This window comes from Patescibacteria group bacterium, from assembly GCA_004297215.1.
Lineage (GTDB): Bacteria > Patescibacteriota > Patescibacteriia > UBA9934 > GWF2-40-263 > 2-01-FULL-63-20.
The window spans coordinates 148450-167731 of sequence record SCUM01000001.1 but is presented as its reverse complement, the minus strand read 5'-3'; the positions used below and the strand labels follow the sequence as shown (position 1 = coordinate 167731).

The window sequence follows — 19282 nt, the reverse complement described above, 5'->3', positions numbered from 1 at the left end:
CCCACAGATGGCCCAGGTGGGAAGCCGTGCTCCGCACTTCAAGGTGGAGGCTGTCGAGAAGGGTGGGAAGTTCGTCACGATCGACCTCGACCAATACGAAGGCAAGTGGGTCGTGCTCTTCTTCTACCCGCTCGATTTCACTTTCGTGTGCCCCACCGAAATCACCGCGTTCTCGCATGCGCATGACGCATTTCAAAAACTGGATGCCGTCGTGCTCGGCGGGTCGACCGACTCGGTACACTCGCACCGGGCTTGGCTCAAGGAGCTCGGTGACCTCAACTATCCCCTCTTTTCCGACATCACCCGCAGCGTGAGCCGCGACTACGGCGTACTGCTCCAGGACAAGGGCATCGCCCTGCGCGGGACGTTCATCATCGACCCCGAAGGGATCCTCCGCTACGCGCTCTATCACGACCTCGGCGTGGGCCGCTCCGTCGACGAAACTCTCCGTGTCCTCGAGGCGCTTCAGACGGGCGAACTTTGCCCCATGGATTGGAAGAAGGGCGGCAAGACGCTCGGGAAGGCTTGAGACGAAATCGACGAAAAACGGGCTCTTGCCCGTTTTTCATTCTGCCTGCGGCACATGGATCAGGCGTTTCGGAGCAATTCCAGCAGCGTCCGAACGCCGTGGCCCGTGCCGCCTTTGCGCGTGTAGGCGTTGCGCGGCTTTTCGGCGAAGGCCGGGCCCGCGATGTCGAGGTGCACCCACGGGATGTCGTTCACGAATTCCTTGAGCAGCAACCCGGCGGTGATGGCGCCGCCGGAGCGCGGGCCGTCGTTCTTGTAGTCGGCGATGTCGGAGATGACGTCATCGCGGTAGCGCTTCTCGAGCGGGAGTTCCCACACCGATTCGCCGGCGCCCGCGGCGGCGACCTTCACCTTCGCCCCGGCCCTTTCGTCGTTGGTCATGAGCGCCGTGATGTCATCGCCCAGCGCGACGACGGCCGCGCCCGTGAGCGTGGCGATGTCCACGATGAGGTCGGGCTTGAGCCTTGCGGCGTAGGCGAGCGCGTCGGCGAGGGTCACGCGCCCTTCGGCGTCGGTGTTGCGGATCTCGATCGTCTTGCCGTTCAATGTCTTCACCACGTCCCCCGGGCGGATCGCCTTGCCGCTTGGCATGTTCTCGCACGCGCCGAAGATCCCGTGCACCTCGGCCTTGACGCCGAGCTTCGCGATCACGGAGAACGCCCCGATCACGGCGGCGGCTCCCGCCATGTCAAGTTTCATCGTCTCCATGTTTCCGGCCGACTTGAGGGAGAGGCCGCCGGAATCGAAGGTGATCGCCTTGCCCACGAGCGCGACGCGCTTCTTCGCCCCGGCGGGCTTGTAGCTCATGTGCGCGAGAACCGGATCATGGTCGGATCCCTGCCCGACGCCCAGGATGCCGCCCGCGCCCATCTTCGCGAGCGCGGCCTTGTCGTAGGACCTGATGCGCACGCCCTTCTGGCCCTTCACCGCCTCCTGCGCGGCAAGCAGCAGGTCCCTCGGCGACATGTGCGCGCTCGGGGAGTTCACGAGGTCGCGCGCGCGGGAAGTGGCCGCGGCGTAGATTTCGCCAAGCATCACCCCGTCTTCCGCCGATTTCGCATCGCGAGCATTCCCGGTGAGGATGACCACCTCGTCCACCTTCAGCTTGGACTTCTCGCTCTTGTAATGTTCGAACGCGTACGAGCCCAGTCGGATCCCTTCCGCCATTGCTTTTCCGACAGCTCGCGCCGACACCTTCCCCTCTCCCAACAACACGAAGGCGACGCGCCTGGCCGCGCTGTTCCTGGCACGATTGAACCCGGCGGCAGCCGCCTCACGGACGGACTCTTCTGAGCAGGCTTCTGGTTCGCCAAGGCCGACGATGACGAGCCGCTTCGCCTTCATGGAGTCCCCGATGCGCACGGACAGGGTCTCGCCCGCCTTCCCCTTGAAGGCATGGTCCTTCGCCTCGGCCGCAAGAAGGCCGTCCAAAGCCTCATCGAGCTTGGCCGCTTCCCCGGTGAAACCGTCCTTATGCATGAAGGCGCCTACCACGAGCACGTCCACCTTTTCCTCGGGCAGGGCCCCTTTTCGCACGGTGATGTTCATAGGGATATGGTTTGGCCAACCTTAGTCCCGTCGCAAAAACCGCGCAACATTGACCAAACCGGGGTTTGTCGGTAAACTCCGCGCATTGCTAATGAATCCTCCTATGGGTCTCCGCAAAGTCCATCGCACCATGTGGAAGGCCGCACGCAAGGAAAACATCATTGCGCGCCGCCGCAAGAAGGCCATCCGCCTCACCAAGCTCGGCAAGAAGGCCGCCGCGAAGAAGTAACGAAAACCGCCTGATCGTCAGGCGGTTTTTCCTTTGGGGCCGAGCGAACCCTTGCGGTACAGGATGGGCTTCGTCCGCTTGGCCGCCTTCAGGAACGGGTCCACGGCTTTCCAGGAATTGAGCACCTCCGCCGCGCTCACGAACAGTTCGCGCTCCCCATCGAAAGCGGCGAGGAGAAGCCGTTCGTAATCTCCCATCTCGTTCGCCACGTGTGGATGGGGATCGAGCTGGAAAACGTGACGCTTCCCCTGTTTCGGCTTGTACTCGATCGTGACCGCCGTGAGCTTGCGCGTCAGCCGTTTTCCCGTGCGGACGAGGATCGGGACCCCTTTCCACCGCGCGTCGTTCACCTCGAAGACGAGCGACGAGTACGTGTCCGTCCTCGAGTCCTTGTCGACGCCTGGCTCCGAGTGATAGCCGCGGTATTGTCCGATCAACAGGTCTACGCGATTACGGAACGGCCGGACCGCCTTCAGCACCTTCGCGCGCGCGGACTGGATGGTCGCGGCGGACGAAGTCCTCGGCAGCTTCATGGTCATGAACGCCAGAAGCTGGAGCAGGTGGTTCTGCGTCATGTCGCGGATGGATCCGGCGCCGTCGTAATAGGGTCCGCGCATCTCAAGCCCGCCCGGCTCGAGCGCATCGATGCGGATGGCCGCGACGTGCCCTGCGTCGAGCGAGCGTTCGAACGCCGGATGCCCGCGGCGGTACGCAAGCAGGTCCTGCACCGCCTGCTTGCCGAGATAATGGTCGATGCGGAAGATCTGCGGTTCGTCGAACGCGGCGCTCAAGACGCGTTCCAGCTTCTTGCCGGAGGCGTAATCGTAGCCGAACGGCTTCTCCACGATCACCCGCGAGCGCGCCGCTCCCAGGGCGCGCGCCATGCCGCACCGGTCGAGATGTTCCACGATCGGCGTGAACAGCCGGGGCGGAAGGGCGAGATAGAACAGCCGGAGCGTGCCCGGCTTCAGGCGCGCCTCGAGACGCTCGTACCCTTCGCGATGGTTCAGGTCCGCGGAAAGGTAATGCGCGGCGCCCGTGACCCGTGCCACGGCCTTCTCGTCGATCTTCCCATGCGCGAACGCGCGGATGTCCCGCTCGATGTTTCGCCGGAACTCCTTGTCCGTCAGCGTCTTGCGCGAGACGCCGTACAACGAGAATCCCTTGGGCAACCGGCCGCGCTGCGCGAGATGGTACAGCGAGGGGTAGAGCTTGCGCTGGGTCAGGTCGCCGGTGCCTCCGAACACGATGAGGGCGATGCCGGCCATATCAGCGCTTCTTGATCCTGAGCGAAGTCGAAGGGTTCGGGTTCGGGTCATGACCGCCGAACCGGTTGCGCATCACCATCACCACCTGCCCCTGGAAGCTCGGTTTCTTCATGCTTGCCACGCGCGCCGCGACGGACGCGGAGATCACCGGGGTCCTGACCCCGAGCGTTTTCGCGGTCTGTACGGTCCACTTCCCTTCGCCAGTTCCCACGGCGGAGCCGGACACGCCCTTGAGAGTGGTCCCGAACGTCTTGAACCCGTCCTCCAGCCAGCCGTTCAGGCGCGAGGTCACGACGCTGCCATGTCCGTACAGCCCCGCGACTTGACGGAGGTCGAAGCGGAACGCTTTTTTCTTGCGCAGCACGTCGAACCCCTCGGCGAACGCCTGCATCATCCCGTACTCGATCCCGTTGTGCACCATCTTCGCGAAATGTCCGGCGCCCGAGGGGCCCAGATGCGCCTCGCCGTCCTTCACGGACAGGTCCACGAACAGCCTGTGCAGCTTGCGATACGTCGGAGCCGGGCCGCCGATCATGAGGCAGGCGCCGTCACGCGCCCCAGCAGGCCCGCCGGAGACCCCGATGTCGAGAAAGGCGATGCCGCGCTTCTTGAGGCGTGCCGAACGCTCCACAGATTTCGTCCAGGGCGAATTGCCGCCGTCCACCACGGTGTCCCCGCGCTTGAGCAGCGGGATGAGCTCGTCGAGCACCCCGTCAACGGCGGCGTGCGGGACCATGATCCACACCAGGCGCTTCCCGGTCCCGAGCGATCGCATCATCTCCGCGAGCGACCCGGCGCCTTTCGCCCCCTTCTCCACATAGCGGCGCACGGTCGCCTTGGTGCGGGCGAAGATCACCGGCCGATGCCCGCGCTCGAGCATCCGCTCCACCATGTTCCCGCCCATTTTCCCGAGCCCGACGAATCCGAGGCGCATAGGTCTGTCCGTTAATGCATGGAGTATAGCAGAGGCGGCCTATTCCGCATCCGCGTACTCCGGCTTGCCTCCCGTGGGCGCGGGCTTGGGATCGGTGATGAGCTGGCCGCAGGCGGCGGCGATGTCGTCGCCCATGGTGCGGCGCACGGTGACGAGCACGCCGGCGCGCTCAAGGCTTTTCACGAACGCGCCCACGCGGTCGTCATCGCTGCGGGAAAACTCGCCGCCCGTGAAGTTGTACGGGATGAGATTGATGCGCACCTTGCCCGCCTCATTGGCGTAACGCGTGAGCGCCTCCACGTGCGCGTCGTCATCGTTCACGCCCTTGAGCATCACATACTCGAAGGTGAGGTGGCGGCGGCGCGCCGGGAACGCCTCGAAGTACTGGCGCGTCCACTCCGTGACCGTCTGGAGGAAGTTATCGTACGACGTGGGGACGATGGATTTGCGCGTCGCAGCGATGGCGCTGTGCAGCGACAGCGCGATGCGCACCGGCGGGAAATCCTTGTCGGTGAGGATCTGCTTCAATCGCGGGAGCACGCCCACGGTGGACACCACGATGTGCGTCTCGCCGATGTCCGTGTGCCGCAGGATCATGCGGATCGCGCGCTTCACCTCCTCGTAGTTGGCGAGCGGCTCGCCCATCCCCATGAACACGATGTTGCTGATGCGCGGCTGGAGCTCGGGGCGCTCGTGCAGGAACCGCCGCCAGAAACGGTACTGGTCAACGATCTCGTCGCCCGTGAGGCTGCGCGTGAGCCCCATCTTGCCCGTGGCGCAGAAGGCGCAGCGCATGGCGCATCCCACCTGCGCGGAAACGCACACGGTCCACTGCCCGCGCGCGTTCGCCATCAACACCGTCTCGATGCGCTTGCCCTGTCCTGAGCCTGTCGAAGGGCCGCCCTCCACCTCGAGCGCCGCCTTGAACGTGTCCCCCTTCTTGCTCGTAAGCATCGGCCCTTCCCCGAGCGTCATCCACGGCACCTCCGCCACGAGCCGCTCGCGCAGCGCCTTCGGGAGATTCTTCACGTCCGCCCATCCGGAAATGTCCGGACGGAACAGCGCCTCCTCGACCTGGGTCGCACGAAACGCCGGCACGCCCACGAGGACGGCCTTCAGGCGTTCGGTTCGTGAAGCGATGGGCATAGCTTCTTGTTCTTGGCGCAGGATAGGCGCGAATCCGGCCGCGGTCAACGCCCGTTCCCTTCCCGACGCCCATTGACAGGAGGCCTGTTTTCGCGTATGGTGCCCGGCGGTCGAACGTCTCGGCCGGAAAGGCAGCGAACCTTGACGGAGAAGAAGAAAACGGCGCTCACGCCGGACGAACATCACGAACTGTGCCGGCACTTCGCCAAGGGCGTGGCCTCCGGGATCCCCACCGATCCCGAGAAGCTCGTCGCGGTGCTCACCGAGTGCTTCCGCGCCGAGGCGCGCCCCTTGGCCGAGGCGATCCTCGAACTCAAGGACCTCGAGGTCGTCCACGCGCTCACGGGCGTGCTCGAATCGCACACCAAGCATGCCTCGGCCTGCGGGTGCCTGCAGGCGTGCCTCAGCGCCACGGTCGCGCACCGCATCGACGAGACCGTGCGCGGGAACGAGACGGGGGCGGCCCGCGCGTTCCTCGCCGTCGTCGCGCGCAGCTTCGTGGACATCTTCGCCCGCACGATCAGGCAGGAGGAAAGCGGGTTCGTCCAAGGCGTGACCGGCGCGTATTTCCACAAGGAATACGCGCACGTGCTCCTCGCCGTCGCCGTCACGGCCGTGGATGGAGACGCGAAAGATCCCGATGATAACGACGTCAACTGATGGCGCGCCGCCGTCTCGGGACAAGCCGACCGCCTTACGACAAGGCGGTCTTTTTATCGAGAAAATTCAGCGGCACGGCCAGGTATCCCTTGCGCGGCGCGGCCTTGAACCATGCCTGCGCCTCGTGACGCTTGAAATCGACGACCATCTTTCCGATGGTGTCATCGTTGAGGATGCTTTTTCCTTTCCCGCGGCTTTGATCGCCCATCAGCTTCTTTATCGCGTCCACGGTCATGCGCGGCTTGAGCTTGCACGTCGCCACCTCGAACCGATCGGTCGAACTCGCCGAACGGAACGTTTCCTGGGCGGCGAGCGAAGACAGGTAATGGTTGGCGTGGACGAACGGCGAGGATGCCTTCGAGAACGAAAAGGCCTCGGCGGCGACCTCGAGGCTGAAGGCGCGTCCGTCCGCGTGGACGAACGTGTGCGCGTATCCGTCCATGCGCGGCAGGCGGCCAAGCCGACGCGCGTCGCGTTCGGGATCTTGGCTTTCCGAAAGCCAACGCGCGATCACGTTCCGGGGAATGCCGGCGCGCCGCGTCGGGCCGTGGAGGGTGTTGACGAGCTGCGCCCAGCCATGGGAGTTGACGCTCGCGGCGTTCCCGCCAAGCGTATGGAAATAATTCAGGTCGAGCACGGTCGTCCGCCCGACGGTCTTTCGGATCAGGAACAGGTCGTCGACGCTCGACGGGTCGAAATCCTCGACATGCCCGATGAGCTTCCCGCGATTCGTGACCATGCTGGTGCAGCGTTCCGCGTCCATGCCGATTTCCAGGTTGAACGTCCACAGGTCCTGCCACCCGAGGCCGGCCGCGCGCGCGTACGCGACGAGCTCGTCGGCATAGGCGGGAAAATGACGCTTCGTGACCGCCCAATGCGGCAAGGCGATCTTGCGCTTTCGATTCCACTCCGCCCCGCGCACTCGTTCGAGCTTGGCCTTGAGGCGGTCGTGAAAGATCTCGCCGAGCTGGTGCCCGAGTTCCGTATTGTCCTTCGCCTTCAGCTCGACGTAGCGGTTCATACGAGAGGCAGTCTACGCGGCCTTGCGGAGCTTGGCGACGAAAAATCCCTCGTGCTCCTTCGTGGGCAACACGACGGCCATCCCCTTGCCGGGGCGGCGCACCGCAGACAAGGGAAGGTCGAAATCCACGGGCGCGAACTCGGGGAACTCCGTTCGGAACCACGCGACCTGTTCCTCGTTCTCCTCCGGCGCGAGCGTACAGGTGGAATAGACGAGGGTGCCGCCCGGTTTAAGGCAACGCGCGGCGGAGCGCAGCAGGCGGCGCTGGAGCTTGGCATGGATCGTGATGTTCTTCTGCGACCAGAATGAGTAGCTTCGCGCGTCGCGCAGGGTGATGCGCCCCTCGGCCGAGCACGGGACGTCGGCGAGCGCCTTGTCGTACGTCTGTGGCTCCTCGTGATAGAGCAGGGTGGAATCCGCATGGCGCGCTTCCACGGACTTCGCGCCCTGTATCCAGACGGTGTTCTGCAGCTTTTGGAACCGCACTGGATCCTCTTCGACGGCCACCAGCCGTCCCCTTCCCTCCATCATCGCGGCCATCTGCGTGGCCTTGCTCCCGGGCGCGGCGCACAGGTCGAGCACCGTTTCCCCCGGCTTGGGATCGAGCACGAGCGCCGGCATCATCGAGGCAATGCCCTGGAGGTAGATCTTCCCCTGCTCGGCCAGGTAGCTCTCGAGCAGCTCGGGGCTGGTCCGGTTCTTGGCGGCGAACGCGTGCGGCACGTCCTTGACGCGCTCGAACTGGATGCCGTCCTCGCGCAGGAGGCGCATCAGCTCGTCGTCGGCGATCTTCAGCGCGTTCGCGCGGAAGGTGGGGCGACGCGGGTCCTTGAACGCGGCGAGGATCCCGTCGGTGGCAGGCTTGCCGAACTGCGCTTCGAGACGGTCGATGAACGGCTTAGGGAGCCTGCTCATACTGGAATTGCCGTTCGATGAGCCGGAGGGCACGGCGGTGATGATGATGGTCCGGAATGGCGCGGGCGACGAGGTCCCAGAAGGCGCAGGAGTGGTCGAGGTGCTTGAGGTGGCACAGCTCGTGCACGATCACGTAATCGGCGAGCGGCTCGGGCAGCACGGCGAGCCGCCAATTGAACGAAAGCGTCCCGCTGCTGGAGCAACTCCCCCAGCGGCTCTTCTGGTCGCGGATGGACACGCGCTTCCAGGCAAACCCGTAGAACCGGTTGAAATGCGAAAGCCGCGACGTGACGAGGTGCCTGGCGCGGTGCTTGAACCGCTCGAGACCCTGGGGGGCGTATGGGGAGACGGACATGAGGGGAAGTGTAAACGGAACGCTCAAAAGAACCAAGGCTGAAACCTTCATCCTTCATCCTTCGACCTTTCACGTTTCCTTTGGTCCTTTCAAAACCTTCTGACCTTGGTCCTTCACTCACGGCTGGACCTCGACCGTCGCGGCCCCGCCGCCGTCGCAGGTGACGTTGAGCGTCCCGACCTCGCGGACCGTGGCGATGGCGAACCCCATGGAGGCGAGCCGATACGAGACGGATCCCACCTTCACCGTGTGCGCCTTCTTGTCGCGGTTGTCGAGCATGAGCTTGGCGCCCTTGCCGAGCGTCATCTGTCCGGGATTGCCGTGGCAGCTCACGAACTGGATGCGGTACTTCCCATACAGCTCAAGCGCGCGCTCATAGGTGAGCGTCGCGGGCGCGGCCGGGGGCTTCGCCACGGCCTTCTCGGGCTCGGCGACAGGCTCGGCCGGCGCCGTGATGACGGCCGGCACCGCTTCCGGGGAGGCATCCTTCGCCGTTTCCGCCTCCGGGGACGCGGAGAAGCCGTAGAAGGCGCCAAGGGCGGTCAACAGGCCGATGATCGCGTAGAACAGACGGTCCTTTTGCATGTTCATAGTCCCTTATCGCTACCACGGTTGCTTGCGCGCGTCAAGGAATACGTTACCATGTCCGCATCCGATCCATAACGCTTCCCACGTATGAAACGCCTCGTCGCGACGCTCCCGCTCGCCGCCCTCATCCTCGTTGGCGCCGGCTGTGGAGCGAGCACGGCCACCAACCCGCTCACCGGGACCACCACCTACGACGACGGCGCCGGGACCCGAGTGCAGGTTGGCAACGGCGTGAGCATCCCGGCCGATTTCCCCGCCGACATCCCCATGTATCCGGGCGCCACGGTCGTGACCGCCATGACCTCCGCCCAGGAAGGCCGGCAGGGCGCCTCGCTCATGCTTACCACGCCCGACGCCGTAGCGGCCGCATCCGGCTGGTACGAGCAGGAGCTCGTCGGCGACGGCTGGGAGAAGTCCGGGAATTTCGCCGTGAACGGATCCGACATGCGCGCCTACGAGAAGGGCGACGCTGCCCTCTCGGTGACCGCGTCCCCGGGCGACGAGGGTCTCACGTCGATCCTCGTGATCTGGGCCCCGCAGGATTAGAGAGAACAGAAAACCGCCCCGTGCGGGGCGGTTTTCGTGCGCCGTTAGGCGCGAGTCACGTTGACGGCGCGAGGACCCTTGTCGGAGTCCTCGGTCTCGAAGGAGACCTTGTCGCCGACGCGCAGCTCATCGAATTGCACGTCGACCAGGGAAGACATGTGGAAGAAGACGTCCTTCTCCTCGCCGTCCGGGGTGATGAACCCGAATCCCTTGTCCGTCACGCGCTTGATGGTACCCAACATAGTGGATATTGCGTTCGGTTGAATTATCCGCACGTCAGGCCTCTTTGCGGAAATTCGACTGATCTCCCCGCCGAGCGTTACGTTGCAAGCTGGATGCTACGGCATCCCTTAGGGGCCGTCAAGTCCGCGATTTTCCCTCTGCCAAGGGGGGCGTGGCGGCCACCATGGTGAGGGCCAACGCGAGAAGCACCAGGTTCTTGAGGATATACTGCCCTTCGAGGGTGGGAACGAACGGTCCGGTCCAGGTCATGCCTGGCAAAAGCGCGAGCGGGAGCACGGTCATCGCCATGTGGGCGGCCATGAGAGCCACCACGAGGCGTACGGCCACCGGAAAGAGGAACAGGAGGCCGATGACCGTTTCGAACGCGCCGAACGCGAGCATGAAGGTGTCGGGCGAGATTCCAGGCATGGTCTTGTCGAGGAGCGCCAGAACGAGCGGGCTCGTGGGCGAGATTCCTAGCACCTTGAGGATCCCAAACCAGGCGTACACGATGCCGAGCGCCAGGAACCCGGCGGAATCCCGGAACCGAAGGGCAATACCGATCACGCGCTTGTCGATGGTGGCAAATGTCATATGGCGTTAGTATAGCAAATGCCTATGCGCGTCCCGAAGCGAAAATCCGAAACCCAGCGCGAAGCCCTTCAGGGCGAACCCGACCGGTTCCTCACCCCGCAGGCCATATCGCGTCTCAAGGACGAGCTGGAACGCCTCATCAAGGACGAGCGCGGGAAGGCCGCCGCGGAAGTGCGCCGCGCCGGCGAGATGGGCGACTTCTCGGAGAACGCCGGATACCAGGCGGCCAAGGCGCACCTGCGGCGAGTGAACGGGCGCATCCTCTCGCTGCAAGAACGCCTGAAGCACGCTATCCCCATCGAAAGCGGCACGGACGACGGCCGCGTGCGCATCGGGACGACGGTGGACGTCGAGATGAACGGCAAGGCTTCCACGTACGAGATCCTCGGCTCACAAGAAAGCAACCCCTCTCGGGGTCGCATTTCCTACCTCTCGCCGCTAGGGGCCGCGCTCATGGGACACGTCGCGGGCGACGAGGTCGAAGGGCCGTCGGGAATCGTCCGGGTCGTCAGCGTCCGCTAGAGGGCTCCCAGGTCGAGCGTCTCGGTGAAGCTGATCTTGCTCACGAAATCCGGGGCGTGGCTCACCATGATCATGGCGCCGTCGAAGGCGTCGAGCGCCTTGGCGATCACGGGCAGGTGGCGGAAGTTGATGTGATTGGTGGGCTCGTCGAGGATGAGCAGTCCCGGCTGCTGCAGCACGAACCGCGCGAAGCTCAAAAGCCCCTTCTGCCCTTCCGAGAGCGACCCGACCTTGTTGAGGAGCAGCTCGCCGGTGAGCAGGAATTGCGCGGCCACTTCGCGCAACCGTTCGTTGTCAGGCACGTCCATCATCTCCTCAAGCGACTTGTACACCGTCGAATCGAAGTCCAGTCCGGAAAAATCCTGGCGGTAATAGCCCACCTTCACGCCGGCGGTGATGGAGCTTCCTTCGTCGGTCCCCTCGGCCAGGCTGCGCAGCAACGTGCTCTTGCCGATGCCGTTCGGGCCACTCACGAGCAGGCGTTGGCGCTTGCGCAACAGGACGTTCACCTGCGCTCGGCGCGGCTCGTGGCGCTCGATGACGCGGATGGAAGTGATCGTCACCATGGGTTCGGTGAAGTCCTGCGTTGGAATGGCGAAATCGCGGATCGTGCGGTCCTCGCGGCGCACGTCCACCATGTTCTCCTCGGCCTCGATCACCTGTTCCTTGAGCTTGGCCGCCAAGGCGCGCATCTTGCCCCCCTTGTGGCTGAAAAAGTTGATCTTGTCCTTGCGATCCTGGATCTCCTTCAGCATGCGCGCGTTCTGCATGCGGTCGCGCTCCACCCGCGCGGCGATCTCTTCCACCACGTTGAAGTAGTTCCCCTCGTAGCGCTCCACCTTCCCCGTGTGCACGTCGAGGTTGAGCACCCCTTCCGTGAACGAATTGAGGAACTCCGCGTCGTGGGAAATGACCAGCACCGTCTTCAGGTAGCACATCAGGAATCCGGTGAGGTGTTCGATCCCGGCCGCGTCGAGATTGTTCGTCGGTTCGTCGAGCAGCAGGATGTCGGGGTCCTGGATGATGGCGTAGGCGAGAAGAAGCCGCGCCTGCTGGCCGCCGGAGAAACTTTTCACGATCCGGTCGTACTCGGCATCGAGGTTCACGGCGTCGAGCGCCTCCTTGATGCGGCCGTCGAGGTCATATCTCTTTTCGGCGTAGGCGCGGGCAAAGAACTCGCGCAGGGTCATCTCCAGGCATTCCTTTGGCATCACCTGCGTGGCGATGGCGATCGTTGACCCGTTCGTGATGTGAATCTGTCCCTTGTCGGGCTTGAGTTCGCCGGTGAGCAGCTTGAAGATCGTGGACTTCCCCGCCCCGTTTTGCCCCATCACCGTGATCTTGGCCGCGTCGCGCACCGAAAAATCCACCTCCTTGAGGATGGGCTTTTCCTTGTCGTATCCGAAGGTCACCCCTTCGAACCGGATGATGACGTTTCCGTGGTCCATGTTTCCGCGTCTTACATGTCGTCCTCGAGCGCCTCGATTATAGCATCCAGCTTGTCCTCGATCGCCTTAAGCCGCGCCTCGATGTTCCCGCCTGACGCATGCGGGGTGGAGCGGTACGGCTTGTCGCCGAACGGACGCTTCTCAAAACGCTTCGGCTCCGACGCGTCATCCTTCTTGAAGCAGTCGCGGCAGTAGATGGGCCGGGATCCGTTCGGTCGGAACGGCACCTTGCAGGGCGCGCCGCATTTGCCGCAGGTGGCGTCGTGCAGGTCCGGTCGCACGAACCCCCGTTCGTCGGCGCCGCCGCGCTTCCACGACGGAGATCCGCCGAACTTCTTGCCGCCGCCGAATCCGCCGCCGTGCTTGCCGTGATGGGGTTTATACATAGAATTGGCGAAGCATAGCGGATTTCTTTTGTTTTGGCAACGAGCCTCCATCCAAATCGTATCTCTATTGACAAGGTACGATTTTTAAGCTATATTTAGCACCTAATCCGCGAACAACGACTCCTATGGACGACACCAACATGCCCGCCGCGGCCGCCGACGAGACCCAGAAGCCGACCGAGGAGTCTCCGGCCGCCCCGGCCCCTTCCACGGAAGCCGCCGCGTAAAGCGGAGAAAAGCCCCGCCATCGGCGGGGCTTTTTTGTTTCCGTTCCTAACGAATGCCTTACTGGGCCGCAGTCTCCGGTTCCAGGGCGGTGAATACGGCGGGGTTCGCCTCGCCCTCCACCTCGAGCACGGCCCAGGCGCCCTTGTTCATGCGCGCGAGCGCGTGGTCGACCATCAGGTATTTCCCAGGGACGTCGACCGTGAACTCCACGATCGCGGCGCCTCCGGGTAGCACGGCCGTGGTCTGCACGTTCTTGAAGACGGCGGAACCCTCGCCGATCGCCGCTTCGGGATACACCGTGTCGAACACCTCCCCGATCACGTGGAACGACGAGACCAGGTTTACCCCGCCGTTGCCCACGAACAGGCGGATGCGGTCGCCTACGCGCGCTTTCATGCGCGGGGTTTGCTCCACCTTGCCGTTGAAGGTGACGTAGCTGGGCGTCCCGTCGATGAGCCCCTGCGTGTCAAACGCCATGAGCCCCTTCTTCCCGATCCCGCCCATGGTGTAGAGCTCCCCCTGCATCAGGTAAAACTCCTTGTCGACCGGTGCGAATCCGCCCTCGGGTTCCACGAGGATGAGCCCGTACTGGCCGTGGGAATTGTGCGTGCTCACGTTGGGCATGGCGCAGTGGTACTCGTACAGCCCCGGATGCTTGGCGAGCCACCGGAACGCCTTGGTCTCCCCGGGCTGCACGTTGGTGACCGACGCGCCGCCGCCGGGACCGGTCACGGCATGGAGGTCGATGTTGTGCGGGTGCAGGCTCGTCGGGTCGTTGGCAAGGGTCGTCTCGACCGTGTCGCCCACGCGCACGCGGTACATGGGCCCGGGCACCTGGCCGCCGTACGTCCAGTAGTTGAAGAAGATCCCGGGCGCGACCTCGGAGATCACCTCCTTGGCGCGCACGTCGATCTTCACCGTCTGCGGCGCCCGTGCCCCGACCGGGGCCGGAACGTCGTTGGGATCCCTCCCGACGTCGGCCACCTTCGCGAATCGGTCCCGGTGGGACAAGAAGTCGAGGATGGCGGGGATCGGCAGCGAGGCCGGCTTCCGGTCCATGGTCATCGCGTGCATGGTGGGCGGCATGGCGAAATTCAGCGGGAGCGGGACGCTCGCGACCACGTAGGCGACGGCGGCAAGCGCGAGACCCGCGACCCCGGCGTCGATGGCCAGGCGCGTCCCCGGTTCGGAGCGCTTGCGGATGAGCAACAGCCCCCTCAGGATGAGGACCAGGGCGATCGCGCCGACCACGGCCGACAGGAGCTTTAGGGCGATGTATCCGTACATACCATCATCGATTCAGGCCTAACGATACCGTGCGGAAGTCGAAACGTAAAATCCGCGCCCTCACGGCGCGCGCCCGACGATCCGCGTCACTTCGCGTTTGCGGTCTTGTTCCAGATGGTCGCGACCACCCATCCGGCCGCGTAGCCGACCGCGGAGCTGAAGATCACGAGCAGCGCGGCGTTCCCAAGCGAGAACGGGTCGACCTTCGAGGGCATCTGCGACATGAAGTGCGCCGCATAGAGGAAGTCCACGAGCCCCTGTGCGAGGCCCACGGCCACGAGCACGGACCAGACGAGGTGCACGAGGCCCGCGAACAGGCCAAACGTAAGCGCGAGACGCTTTGGAGAGACGGTCATACGCCAAAGGTTAATGATTTTTCTAAGTATACACCCTCTTCACCTATTCAACATCCACGACCCGACCTCCTCCCTGTGGCGATTTTTGGGCTCACGGCGTATGCTGGAGCCGCCTAATCGCCGAAAGCCCGTATGAACAAGGCCATCCTCACCATCGTCGTCTCCGTGCTCCTGGGCGCCGCCGCGGGCGCCGGTTCCGCCTGGGGCATCGTTTCCCTGCTCCCCGCGCGCCACGCGAGCGACGCGGAGCTGATCGCCGACTTCTACCGCACCGAATCCGCCGTGCACGTGAGCCCGCATGGCCTGCGCAAGATGATGGACAAGGGCGACGACTCGTTCGTGCTCGTGGACCTGCGCAGCGCCGAAGAATACGCGCTCGGCCACGTCACAGGCGCCGTCAGCATCCCCGCGTACAAGGACAAGGACACCTCCGCCTACGACGAGGTCGATCGCATCACCGAGGCCTTCGCCGCGTTGCCGAAGGAGAAGGACGTCATCGTCTACTGCTACTCCATCCCCTGCATGACCGGCCGCAAGGTGGGCAAGATGCTCGCCGAGCGCGGGATCTTCGTGAAGCACCTGGGCATCGGCTGGAACGAATGGAAGCACGACTGGACCGGCTGGAACCACGAGCACGAGTGGAAGCTCACCAAGGCCGCCGACTACATCACCATCGGCCCCGACCCCGGCACGCCCAAGGCCAACCCCGCCTCCAAGGCCTGCCCCATCGACGGCGACATGGGGTGCTAATCGGACTCCTGCCTCACTCGACACGGTCGCCCGTAGACGGTCATGTTAATTTTGCCCGCGTCGTGGACGACGTTAGAATCGCTATCTGTGCGCACGAAGGTCGCCTTTACTCCCTATCCTGAAAACGTCCTCACGCCGGCGTCTTGCAGATGAACCTGTGAACGACGTGCTTGAAGGGCAACAGCATCATCGCCCAGGGAAAGATGACGAGGACGGACGCGAGCAAGACGTTCGGGTCCGGAAAGAACGCGTCCGCGAGGAAGATGGCGAGCGAGAAATTCATGAACGCCGTGCTGACGGCGACCGTCAGCCGATCCGAGCAATCGCGCCAGTATGCCATGGCGTACCCGATGGAAAGCATCAGGGCGACGAAAAGGAAAAGGACGCACAACAGGATCAACATGGTCATGTCGACATGCGACAGGATGACGGAGGCCTGCTTTGCCACCGCGCCGGCAATCAGCAGTCCGAGGATGACGATGGAAATCGGCTTGAACGTGAAATAGGTCGCCGAAAGCCGGCGGTCGAGGAACGCGCGCACCGCCTGCGCGATCAGGAATGGAATGACGATGACCTGCACGAGCTTCTGGAACATCTCGAAGGCGTTTACCGTCACGGCCGTGCCGGCGAAATGCCCGATGACCAACGGGATCGTGAGCGGCGCGATCAAAGAACTGGTGACGGTGAGGACGAGCGCCAACCCCTGTTTCCCCCCGACCACCTCCACGAGCAGGGGCGTCGTCATCCCGCTGGGCACCGCGGAAAGCAGCAACAGGGGAACGGCCATCGATGGATACAGGCGCGCCGCGACAAGATAGACGACGGCGGGAAGGATGAGGAGCTTGAAGGCGTTCACCAGCAGGATGAGTTTGACGTCCTTCGCCTCTTTCACTATCGCCTTCGGATCCAGCTTCAGGCTTGAAAGGAAAAAAATGATTTGCAGGAATACCGTCGTGTACGCCGTGAGGATGGAAATGCGCTCCGAAAATGCCAACCCGGCCACTAAGGCTATCACGACGACGAACAGATAGGACTCGACGAGGCGATTGAACAATTTCACGATGTTCATAGCGGAAGGTTGATTAAAAACAGTATACCAGCTCAAATCCCATTACAGACAGCTCCACGCAAAGAACAAATCCTAGCGAAGGCTGAGAAGTCGTTGGCTCCGGGGTGGAATTTTGCACGCGCTCACAAGCGTTCGCAGAGCAGAGTGGTTTCCACCCCTCCGCGGGCCTCCCCCGGCAGAGGCGGGAACCTCACGCCTGCCTGCCGGCAGGGTTCCCAAACCCTCCCCGTCCGAATCCCACCCAGATATGAAAAAAGAACAGATGAGTCTGTTCTTTTTTCATGGCTCGACGTACGGGTACAGACCTCAATTTTGGGCAACCTTTCAGGGGTATTCCGTCGGGCCGAACGACGCACGTGGGTTACAGAGATTATAGGCTGTAAAGACAGCGTTCTGAGCTACAGTTCTAACCGCACCCAACCCTTATCTCTCGGATCCGAAGTATATTTCGATCCTACGAAAACAAAAGTCCCATCTTGACGACTAACGACGATTCCGCCACAAATCCTCTTACTCTTCGTCGTATTTCTCTTGATGTAGGCCTGAAGCGCATCGGACTTCGCGCCGGTTTCGGCGCTGTCCGCCGTGACCCCAGACTTGGTGTCGAAGATACTAACCGAGCCATCCTTCATGACGACAACATAATCCAGGTAGAAGGCCCTACGAGCACCCGTCTTCGGGTCATCATAGGGCACCGCAAAATAATCCCGCTTGCTCACACCGTTCTTGTACCACCACAAAACCCCCTTGGCTGCTGCGACTGTGAGCTCAAAATCCTTCTCCGGCTTGGAGCGATCTGTGAGCACATAACACTTATCCATGGCGTAATTCGATACAGCGATTCGTTCGTGACGCTCGTTGAAGTATTCAATCGCCTGCACGTCCCATTCGTAAGCCTGCTCACTTTTCTTACCGTCGAGTTCAGATCGGCGGATATCGGCGAAGCGAGCCTTTGCGGCCTCGATAATCTCTGCGAATAGCTTCTGATTCGCCTCGGAACAAACGACGGCTCGCTGAATTTCGATTCGGCTCCTTTTCTCGTATCCGAGGTAACCGTCGAACCAGTCGTAGATAGCCTGCTGCACCTTGGTATGCGAGCGCACCGGCGCATACGGCAGCGACGCGATCTTGGCAAACTGTTCGAAGCGATACTTCAGCTCGTCCTCGGGGATGGCGAACTCTGCCTTCTCACCGGCAATCTCCCTTGCCTCGTCGAGATTGCCGACGACCGCGTCCGAGATCACGGGATGGGTCAGTTCCTCAGGATACAGCTCCATCAATTTGTCGGCCTTCTTGAAGGCCTTGTCCATGATGTCGTCTTTCCCGATGCCACAACGCTTGTTCGCCTCCTCGATGAAGAGCTTTCGGAAAGAGAGCGTAAGGTCGCCGAAGTCGGTCCTCCCGATATAGACCGACGGAAGCTTTACCGCCTCGTACCCTTCGATGCGATGCGCTGGATGCACCTGAAAGAAACGCTGACTCGCGTCGTCAGCAGCGATGGTGATTGCTGGCAGGTTCGTGTAGACGAACGCTCGATTGAGCTCCTCATCCTCATAGTGCTTCGCTTCGGGCATGCGGAGCACGCGCCCGACCGTCTGGATCTCGAACACCTGGCTCTGAATCTCACGAAACATCACAAGGATCTGCGCCCTCGGGCAATCCCAACCGAGCGCGATTGCCTGCTTGAAGATCATGACATCGACCTTGGCGTTCGGCATCTCGACATTCACGACGTTGTCCTTGCGATTCGAAAGCCACACGGCAAGCCTGCCGTTCTCGACAGTGACGCCGTGCTTTTTCTTCAGGTACGCCTCGACGAATTCAAGCTTGGTCTTGTCGAGCACGGACGTCGTCTGGCTCTCGCTCGGCAACTGGATGAGCACGAGCGGATTGATGTCGACATCAATCTTGACGAACCGTTTCTTGAGCTCCTTCTGCTTCTCTATCGCGGCGTCAATGACGACCTCGTCCGCGGATCGCTGGATGTCGCTGAACTTACCGACATCCTTGTTGATGACAATCTCATTCTTGATCATTCCTTCCGCGACCACGTCATCGTACTTCACTGCGACGTACCCAGCGTCTCCGCTCGAAAGCTCGTCCGGGGTCGGCTGGTTGGTCGGCGTCGCTGAGACTTCAAGGATGAGCTTTGGACCGATGACGGACTGGACCAGCTCCTGCGACTTTTTGCTCCAATAATGATAATGGCTCTCGTCCACGATGAGGATGACCTCGCGCCCCTCCGCCTTGGTGTTACGAATGAAGGTCGGCAGGTCACGGTCCTGCTCATTCTCCTTCATGAAGACGTTCGTATACTCGCCGGTCTCATTGTCCTGCCTCGTGAGGCTATGCCAGTTCACAAAGACAATCTCGTTTTCCGAAAAGCTTCCAGCGCTGGCCTCATCGAGATACGAGAACGAATAGCGACTCTCGGAAAGATATCCTTCAAGCTTTGCCCGGCTCTGTTCATGAAGTTTGTTACCGCTGATCCATATAAAAGAATATGCGCCGGCGATGTGAGCATGGGCGAGCTGATCAAGGAAGTCGGCGACCATGATGGTCTTTCCCGAGCCAGTCGGCGCCTTCAGGACGCATATGCGCATACCCTCTTTCTGCAACAACTTCTTGCTTATGGAGAGCAGCTTGTCTACCGCGATTTTCTGATAATCCTTGAGTTTCATA

The 19282-nt window shown here is 62.6% G+C and carries 21 protein-coding genes; 5 read left to right on the top strand and 16 right to left on the bottom strand.

Features of this window, described 5'->3' with window-relative positions; translation table 11 throughout:
- The first annotated feature begins 7 nt into the window (after positions 1-7).
- Positions 8-529: a peroxiredoxin gene (locus EPO34_00835; protein ID TAK04305.1), complete on the top strand. Its 522-nt coding sequence runs from the start codon at positions 8-10 to the stop codon at positions 527-529.
- Positions 530-588: 59 nt separating this feature from the next.
- Here EPO34_00835 and EPO34_00830 read toward each other — a convergent pair whose 3' ends face one another.
- The 4 genes from EPO34_00830 to EPO34_00815 form a co-directional block, all read right to left on the bottom strand.
- Positions 589-2076, bottom strand: a complete 1488-nt coding sequence (locus tag EPO34_00830) for a leucyl aminopeptidase (protein ID TAK03692.1) — start codon at positions 2074-2076, stop codon at positions 589-591.
- A 246-nt stretch (positions 2077-2322) separates the two neighbouring features.
- Positions 2323-3624, bottom strand: a complete 1302-nt coding sequence (locus tag EPO34_00825; protein TAK03691.1) for a glucose-6-phosphate dehydrogenase (NADP(+)) — start codon at positions 3622-3624, stop codon at positions 2323-2325.
- The gene (gene gnd / locus EPO34_00820; protein TAK03690.1) at positions 3575-4507 is read right to left on the bottom strand and encodes a decarboxylating 6-phosphogluconate dehydrogenase; all 933 of its coding nucleotides are present in this window, start codon (positions 4505-4507) and stop codon (positions 3575-3577) included. The genes EPO34_00825 and gnd overlap by 50 nt, the downstream gene beginning before the upstream one ends.
- A 39-nt stretch (positions 4508-4546) precedes the next feature.
- Positions 4547-6025 (bottom strand): 23S rRNA (adenine(2503)-C(2))-methyltransferase RlmN, encoded by a 1479-nt coding sequence (locus EPO34_00815; GenBank protein TAK03689.1) that lies wholly within the window; start codon positions 6023-6025, stop codon positions 4547-4549.
- Between EPO34_00815 and EPO34_00810 the strand changes: the two genes are divergently transcribed.
- Positions 6002-6313 carry a hypothetical protein gene (locus EPO34_00810; GenBank protein TAK03688.1) on the top strand — a complete coding sequence of 104 codons (312 nt, stop codon included), beginning with the start codon at positions 6002-6004 and terminating at the stop codon, positions 6311-6313. The genes EPO34_00815 and EPO34_00810 overlap by 24 nt on opposite strands.
- A gap of 34 nt (positions 6314-6347) precedes the next feature.
- On the opposite strand, the gene EPO34_00805 is transcribed toward EPO34_00810, so the two are convergent.
- The 4 genes from EPO34_00805 to EPO34_00790 form a co-directional block, all read right to left on the bottom strand.
- Positions 6348-7334, bottom strand: coding sequence for a hypothetical protein (locus EPO34_00805; GenBank protein TAK03687.1), 987 nt, complete (start codon positions 7332-7334; stop codon positions 6348-6350).
- Between the two features lie 12 nt (positions 7335-7346).
- Complete coding sequence (locus tag EPO34_00800) at positions 7347-8249, bottom strand: RsmB/NOP family class I SAM-dependent RNA methyltransferase (GenBank protein TAK03686.1); 903 nt, start codon at positions 8247-8249, stop codon at positions 7347-7349.
- Complete coding sequence (locus tag EPO34_00795) at positions 8233-8655, bottom strand: M48 family peptidase (GenBank protein ID TAK03685.1); 423 nt, start codon at positions 8653-8655, stop codon at positions 8233-8235. Before EPO34_00795 ends, EPO34_00800 begins: the two co-directional genes overlap by 17 nt.
- Positions 8656-8721: 66 nt before the next feature.
- Positions 8722-9018 carry a hypothetical protein gene (locus EPO34_00790; protein TAK03684.1) on the bottom strand — a complete coding sequence of 99 codons (297 nt, stop codon included), beginning with the start codon at positions 9016-9018 and terminating at the stop codon, positions 8722-8724.
- A gap of 261 nt (positions 9019-9279) precedes the next feature.
- On the opposite strand from EPO34_00790, the gene EPO34_00785 reads away from it, so the two are divergent.
- Positions 9280-9738 (top strand): hypothetical protein, encoded by a 459-nt coding sequence (locus EPO34_00785; protein ID TAK03683.1) that lies wholly within the window; start codon positions 9280-9282, stop codon positions 9736-9738.
- Between the two features lie 44 nt (positions 9739-9782).
- Here EPO34_00785 and EPO34_00780 read toward each other — a convergent pair whose 3' ends face one another.
- Together EPO34_00780 and EPO34_00775 are read right to left on the bottom strand one after the other, a co-directional pair.
- Complete coding sequence (locus EPO34_00780; protein ID TAK03682.1) at positions 9783-9980, bottom strand: cold shock domain-containing protein; 198 nt, start codon at positions 9978-9980, stop codon at positions 9783-9785.
- Between the two features lie 118 nt (positions 9981-10098).
- On the bottom strand, positions 10099-10554 hold the full coding sequence (locus tag EPO34_00775; GenBank protein TAK03681.1) for a hypothetical protein: 456 nt from the start codon (positions 10552-10554) through the stop codon (positions 10099-10101).
- Positions 10555-10572: 18 nt separating this feature from the next.
- Here EPO34_00775 and EPO34_00770 point away from each other — a divergent pair, with 18 nt between their 5' ends.
- Positions 10573-11076 carry a transcription elongation factor GreA gene (locus EPO34_00770; GenBank protein ID TAK03680.1) on the top strand — a complete coding sequence of 168 codons (504 nt, stop codon included), beginning with the start codon at positions 10573-10575 and terminating at the stop codon, positions 11074-11076.
- Here EPO34_00770 and EPO34_00765 read toward each other — a convergent pair.
- The 4 genes from EPO34_00765 to EPO34_00750 form a co-directional block, all read right to left on the bottom strand.
- Positions 11073-12524: an ABC-F family ATP-binding cassette domain-containing protein gene (locus EPO34_00765; GenBank protein ID TAK03679.1), complete on the bottom strand. Its 1452-nt coding sequence runs from the start codon at positions 12522-12524 to the stop codon at positions 11073-11075. The two genes, EPO34_00770 and EPO34_00765, sit on opposite strands and share 4 nt — an antisense overlap.
- Before the next feature lie 11 nt (positions 12525-12535).
- Positions 12536-12910 (bottom strand): hypothetical protein, encoded by a 375-nt coding sequence (locus EPO34_00760; GenBank protein ID TAK03678.1) that lies wholly within the window; start codon positions 12908-12910, stop codon positions 12536-12538.
- Between the two features lie 285 nt (positions 12911-13195).
- Entirely contained in the window at positions 13196-14425 is a 1230-nt protein-coding gene (locus tag EPO34_00755) for a nitrite reductase, copper-containing (protein ID TAK03677.1), read from the bottom strand.
- A gap of 86 nt (positions 14426-14511) precedes the next feature.
- On the bottom strand, positions 14512-14781 hold the full coding sequence (locus EPO34_00750) for a hypothetical protein (GenBank protein TAK03676.1): 270 nt from the start codon (positions 14779-14781) through the stop codon (positions 14512-14514).
- A gap of 132 nt (positions 14782-14913) precedes the next feature.
- Here EPO34_00750 and EPO34_00745 point away from each other — a divergent pair, with 132 nt between their 5' ends.
- Positions 14914-15531, top strand: a complete 618-nt coding sequence (locus EPO34_00745; protein ID TAK03675.1) for a rhodanese-like domain-containing protein — start codon at positions 14914-14916, stop codon at positions 15529-15531.
- Positions 15532-15661: 130 nt separating this feature from the next.
- Here the strand turns inward: EPO34_00745 and EPO34_00740 are convergent, their stop codons facing one another.
- Positions 15662-16600, bottom strand: coding sequence for a hypothetical protein (locus EPO34_00740; protein TAK03674.1), 939 nt, complete (start codon positions 16598-16600; stop codon positions 15662-15664).
- 398 nt (positions 16601-16998) lie between these two features.
- The gene (locus EPO34_00735) at positions 16999-19281 is read right to left on the bottom strand and encodes a hypothetical protein (GenBank protein ID TAK03673.1); all 2283 of its coding nucleotides are present in this window, start codon (positions 19279-19281) and stop codon (positions 16999-17001) included.
- Position 19282: the final 1 nt, after the last annotated feature.

Excerpts from the sequence above, each read along its gene's own strand:
- EPO34_00735 (TAK03673.1), bottom strand. The coding sequence starts at position 19,281 with ATGAAACTCAAGGATTATCAGAAAATCGCGGTAGACAAGCTGCTCTCC.
- EPO34_00830 (TAK03692.1), bottom strand. The coding sequence starts at position 2,076 with ATGAACATCACCGTGCGAAAAGGGGCCCTGCCCGAGGAAAAGGTGGAC.
- EPO34_00750 (TAK03676.1), bottom strand. The coding sequence starts at position 14,781 with ATGACCGTCTCTCCAAAGCGTCTCGCGCTTACGTTTGGCCTGTTCGCG.
- EPO34_00785 (TAK03683.1), top strand. The coding sequence starts at position 9,280 with ATGAAACGCCTCGTCGCGACGCTCCCGCTCGCCGCCCTCATCCTCGTT.
- EPO34_00815 (TAK03689.1), bottom strand. The coding sequence starts at position 6,025 with ATGCTTGGTGTGCGATTCGAGCACGCCCGTGAGCGCGTGGACGACCTC.
- EPO34_00835 (TAK04305.1), top strand. The coding sequence starts at position 8 with ATGGCCCAGGTGGGAAGCCGTGCTCCGCACTTCAAGGTGGAGGCTGTC.
- EPO34_00825 (TAK03691.1), bottom strand. The coding sequence starts at position 3,624 with ATGACCCGAACCCGAACCCTTCGACTTCGCTCAGGATCAAGAAGCGCT.
- EPO34_00770 (TAK03680.1), top strand. The coding sequence starts at position 10,573 with ATGCCTATGCGCGTCCCGAAGCGAAAATCCGAAACCCAGCGCGAAGCC.
- EPO34_00755 (TAK03677.1), bottom strand. The coding sequence starts at position 14,425 with ATGTACGGATACATCGCCCTAAAGCTCCTGTCGGCCGTGGTCGGCGCG.
- EPO34_00765 (TAK03679.1), bottom strand. The coding sequence starts at position 12,524 with ATGGACCACGGAAACGTCATCATCCGGTTCGAAGGGGTGACCTTCGGA.
- EPO34_00805 (TAK03687.1), bottom strand. The coding sequence starts at position 7,334 with ATGAACCGCTACGTCGAGCTGAAGGCGAAGGACAATACGGAACTCGGG.
- EPO34_00740 (TAK03674.1), bottom strand. The coding sequence starts at position 16,600 with ATGAACATCGTGAAATTGTTCAATCGCCTCGTCGAGTCCTATCTGTTC.
- EPO34_00800 (TAK03686.1), bottom strand. The coding sequence starts at position 8,249 with ATGAGCAGGCTCCCTAAGCCGTTCATCGACCGTCTCGAAGCGCAGTTC.
- EPO34_00745 (TAK03675.1), top strand. The coding sequence starts at position 14,914 with ATGAACAAGGCCATCCTCACCATCGTCGTCTCCGTGCTCCTGGGCGCC.
- EPO34_00760 (TAK03678.1), bottom strand. The coding sequence starts at position 12,910 with ATGTATAAACCCCATCACGGCAAGCACGGCGGCGGATTCGGCGGCGGC.
- EPO34_00775 (TAK03681.1), bottom strand. The coding sequence starts at position 10,554 with ATGACATTTGCCACCATCGACAAGCGCGTGATCGGTATTGCCCTTCGG.
- gnd (TAK03690.1), bottom strand. The coding sequence starts at position 4,507 with ATGCGCCTCGGATTCGTCGGGCTCGGGAAAATGGGCGGGAACATGGTG.
- EPO34_00780 (TAK03682.1), bottom strand. The coding sequence starts at position 9,980 with ATGTTGGGTACCATCAAGCGCGTGACGGACAAGGGATTCGGGTTCATC.
- EPO34_00795 (TAK03685.1), bottom strand. The coding sequence starts at position 8,655 with ATGAAGGTTTCAGCCTTGGTTCTTTTGAGCGTTCCGTTTACACTTCCC.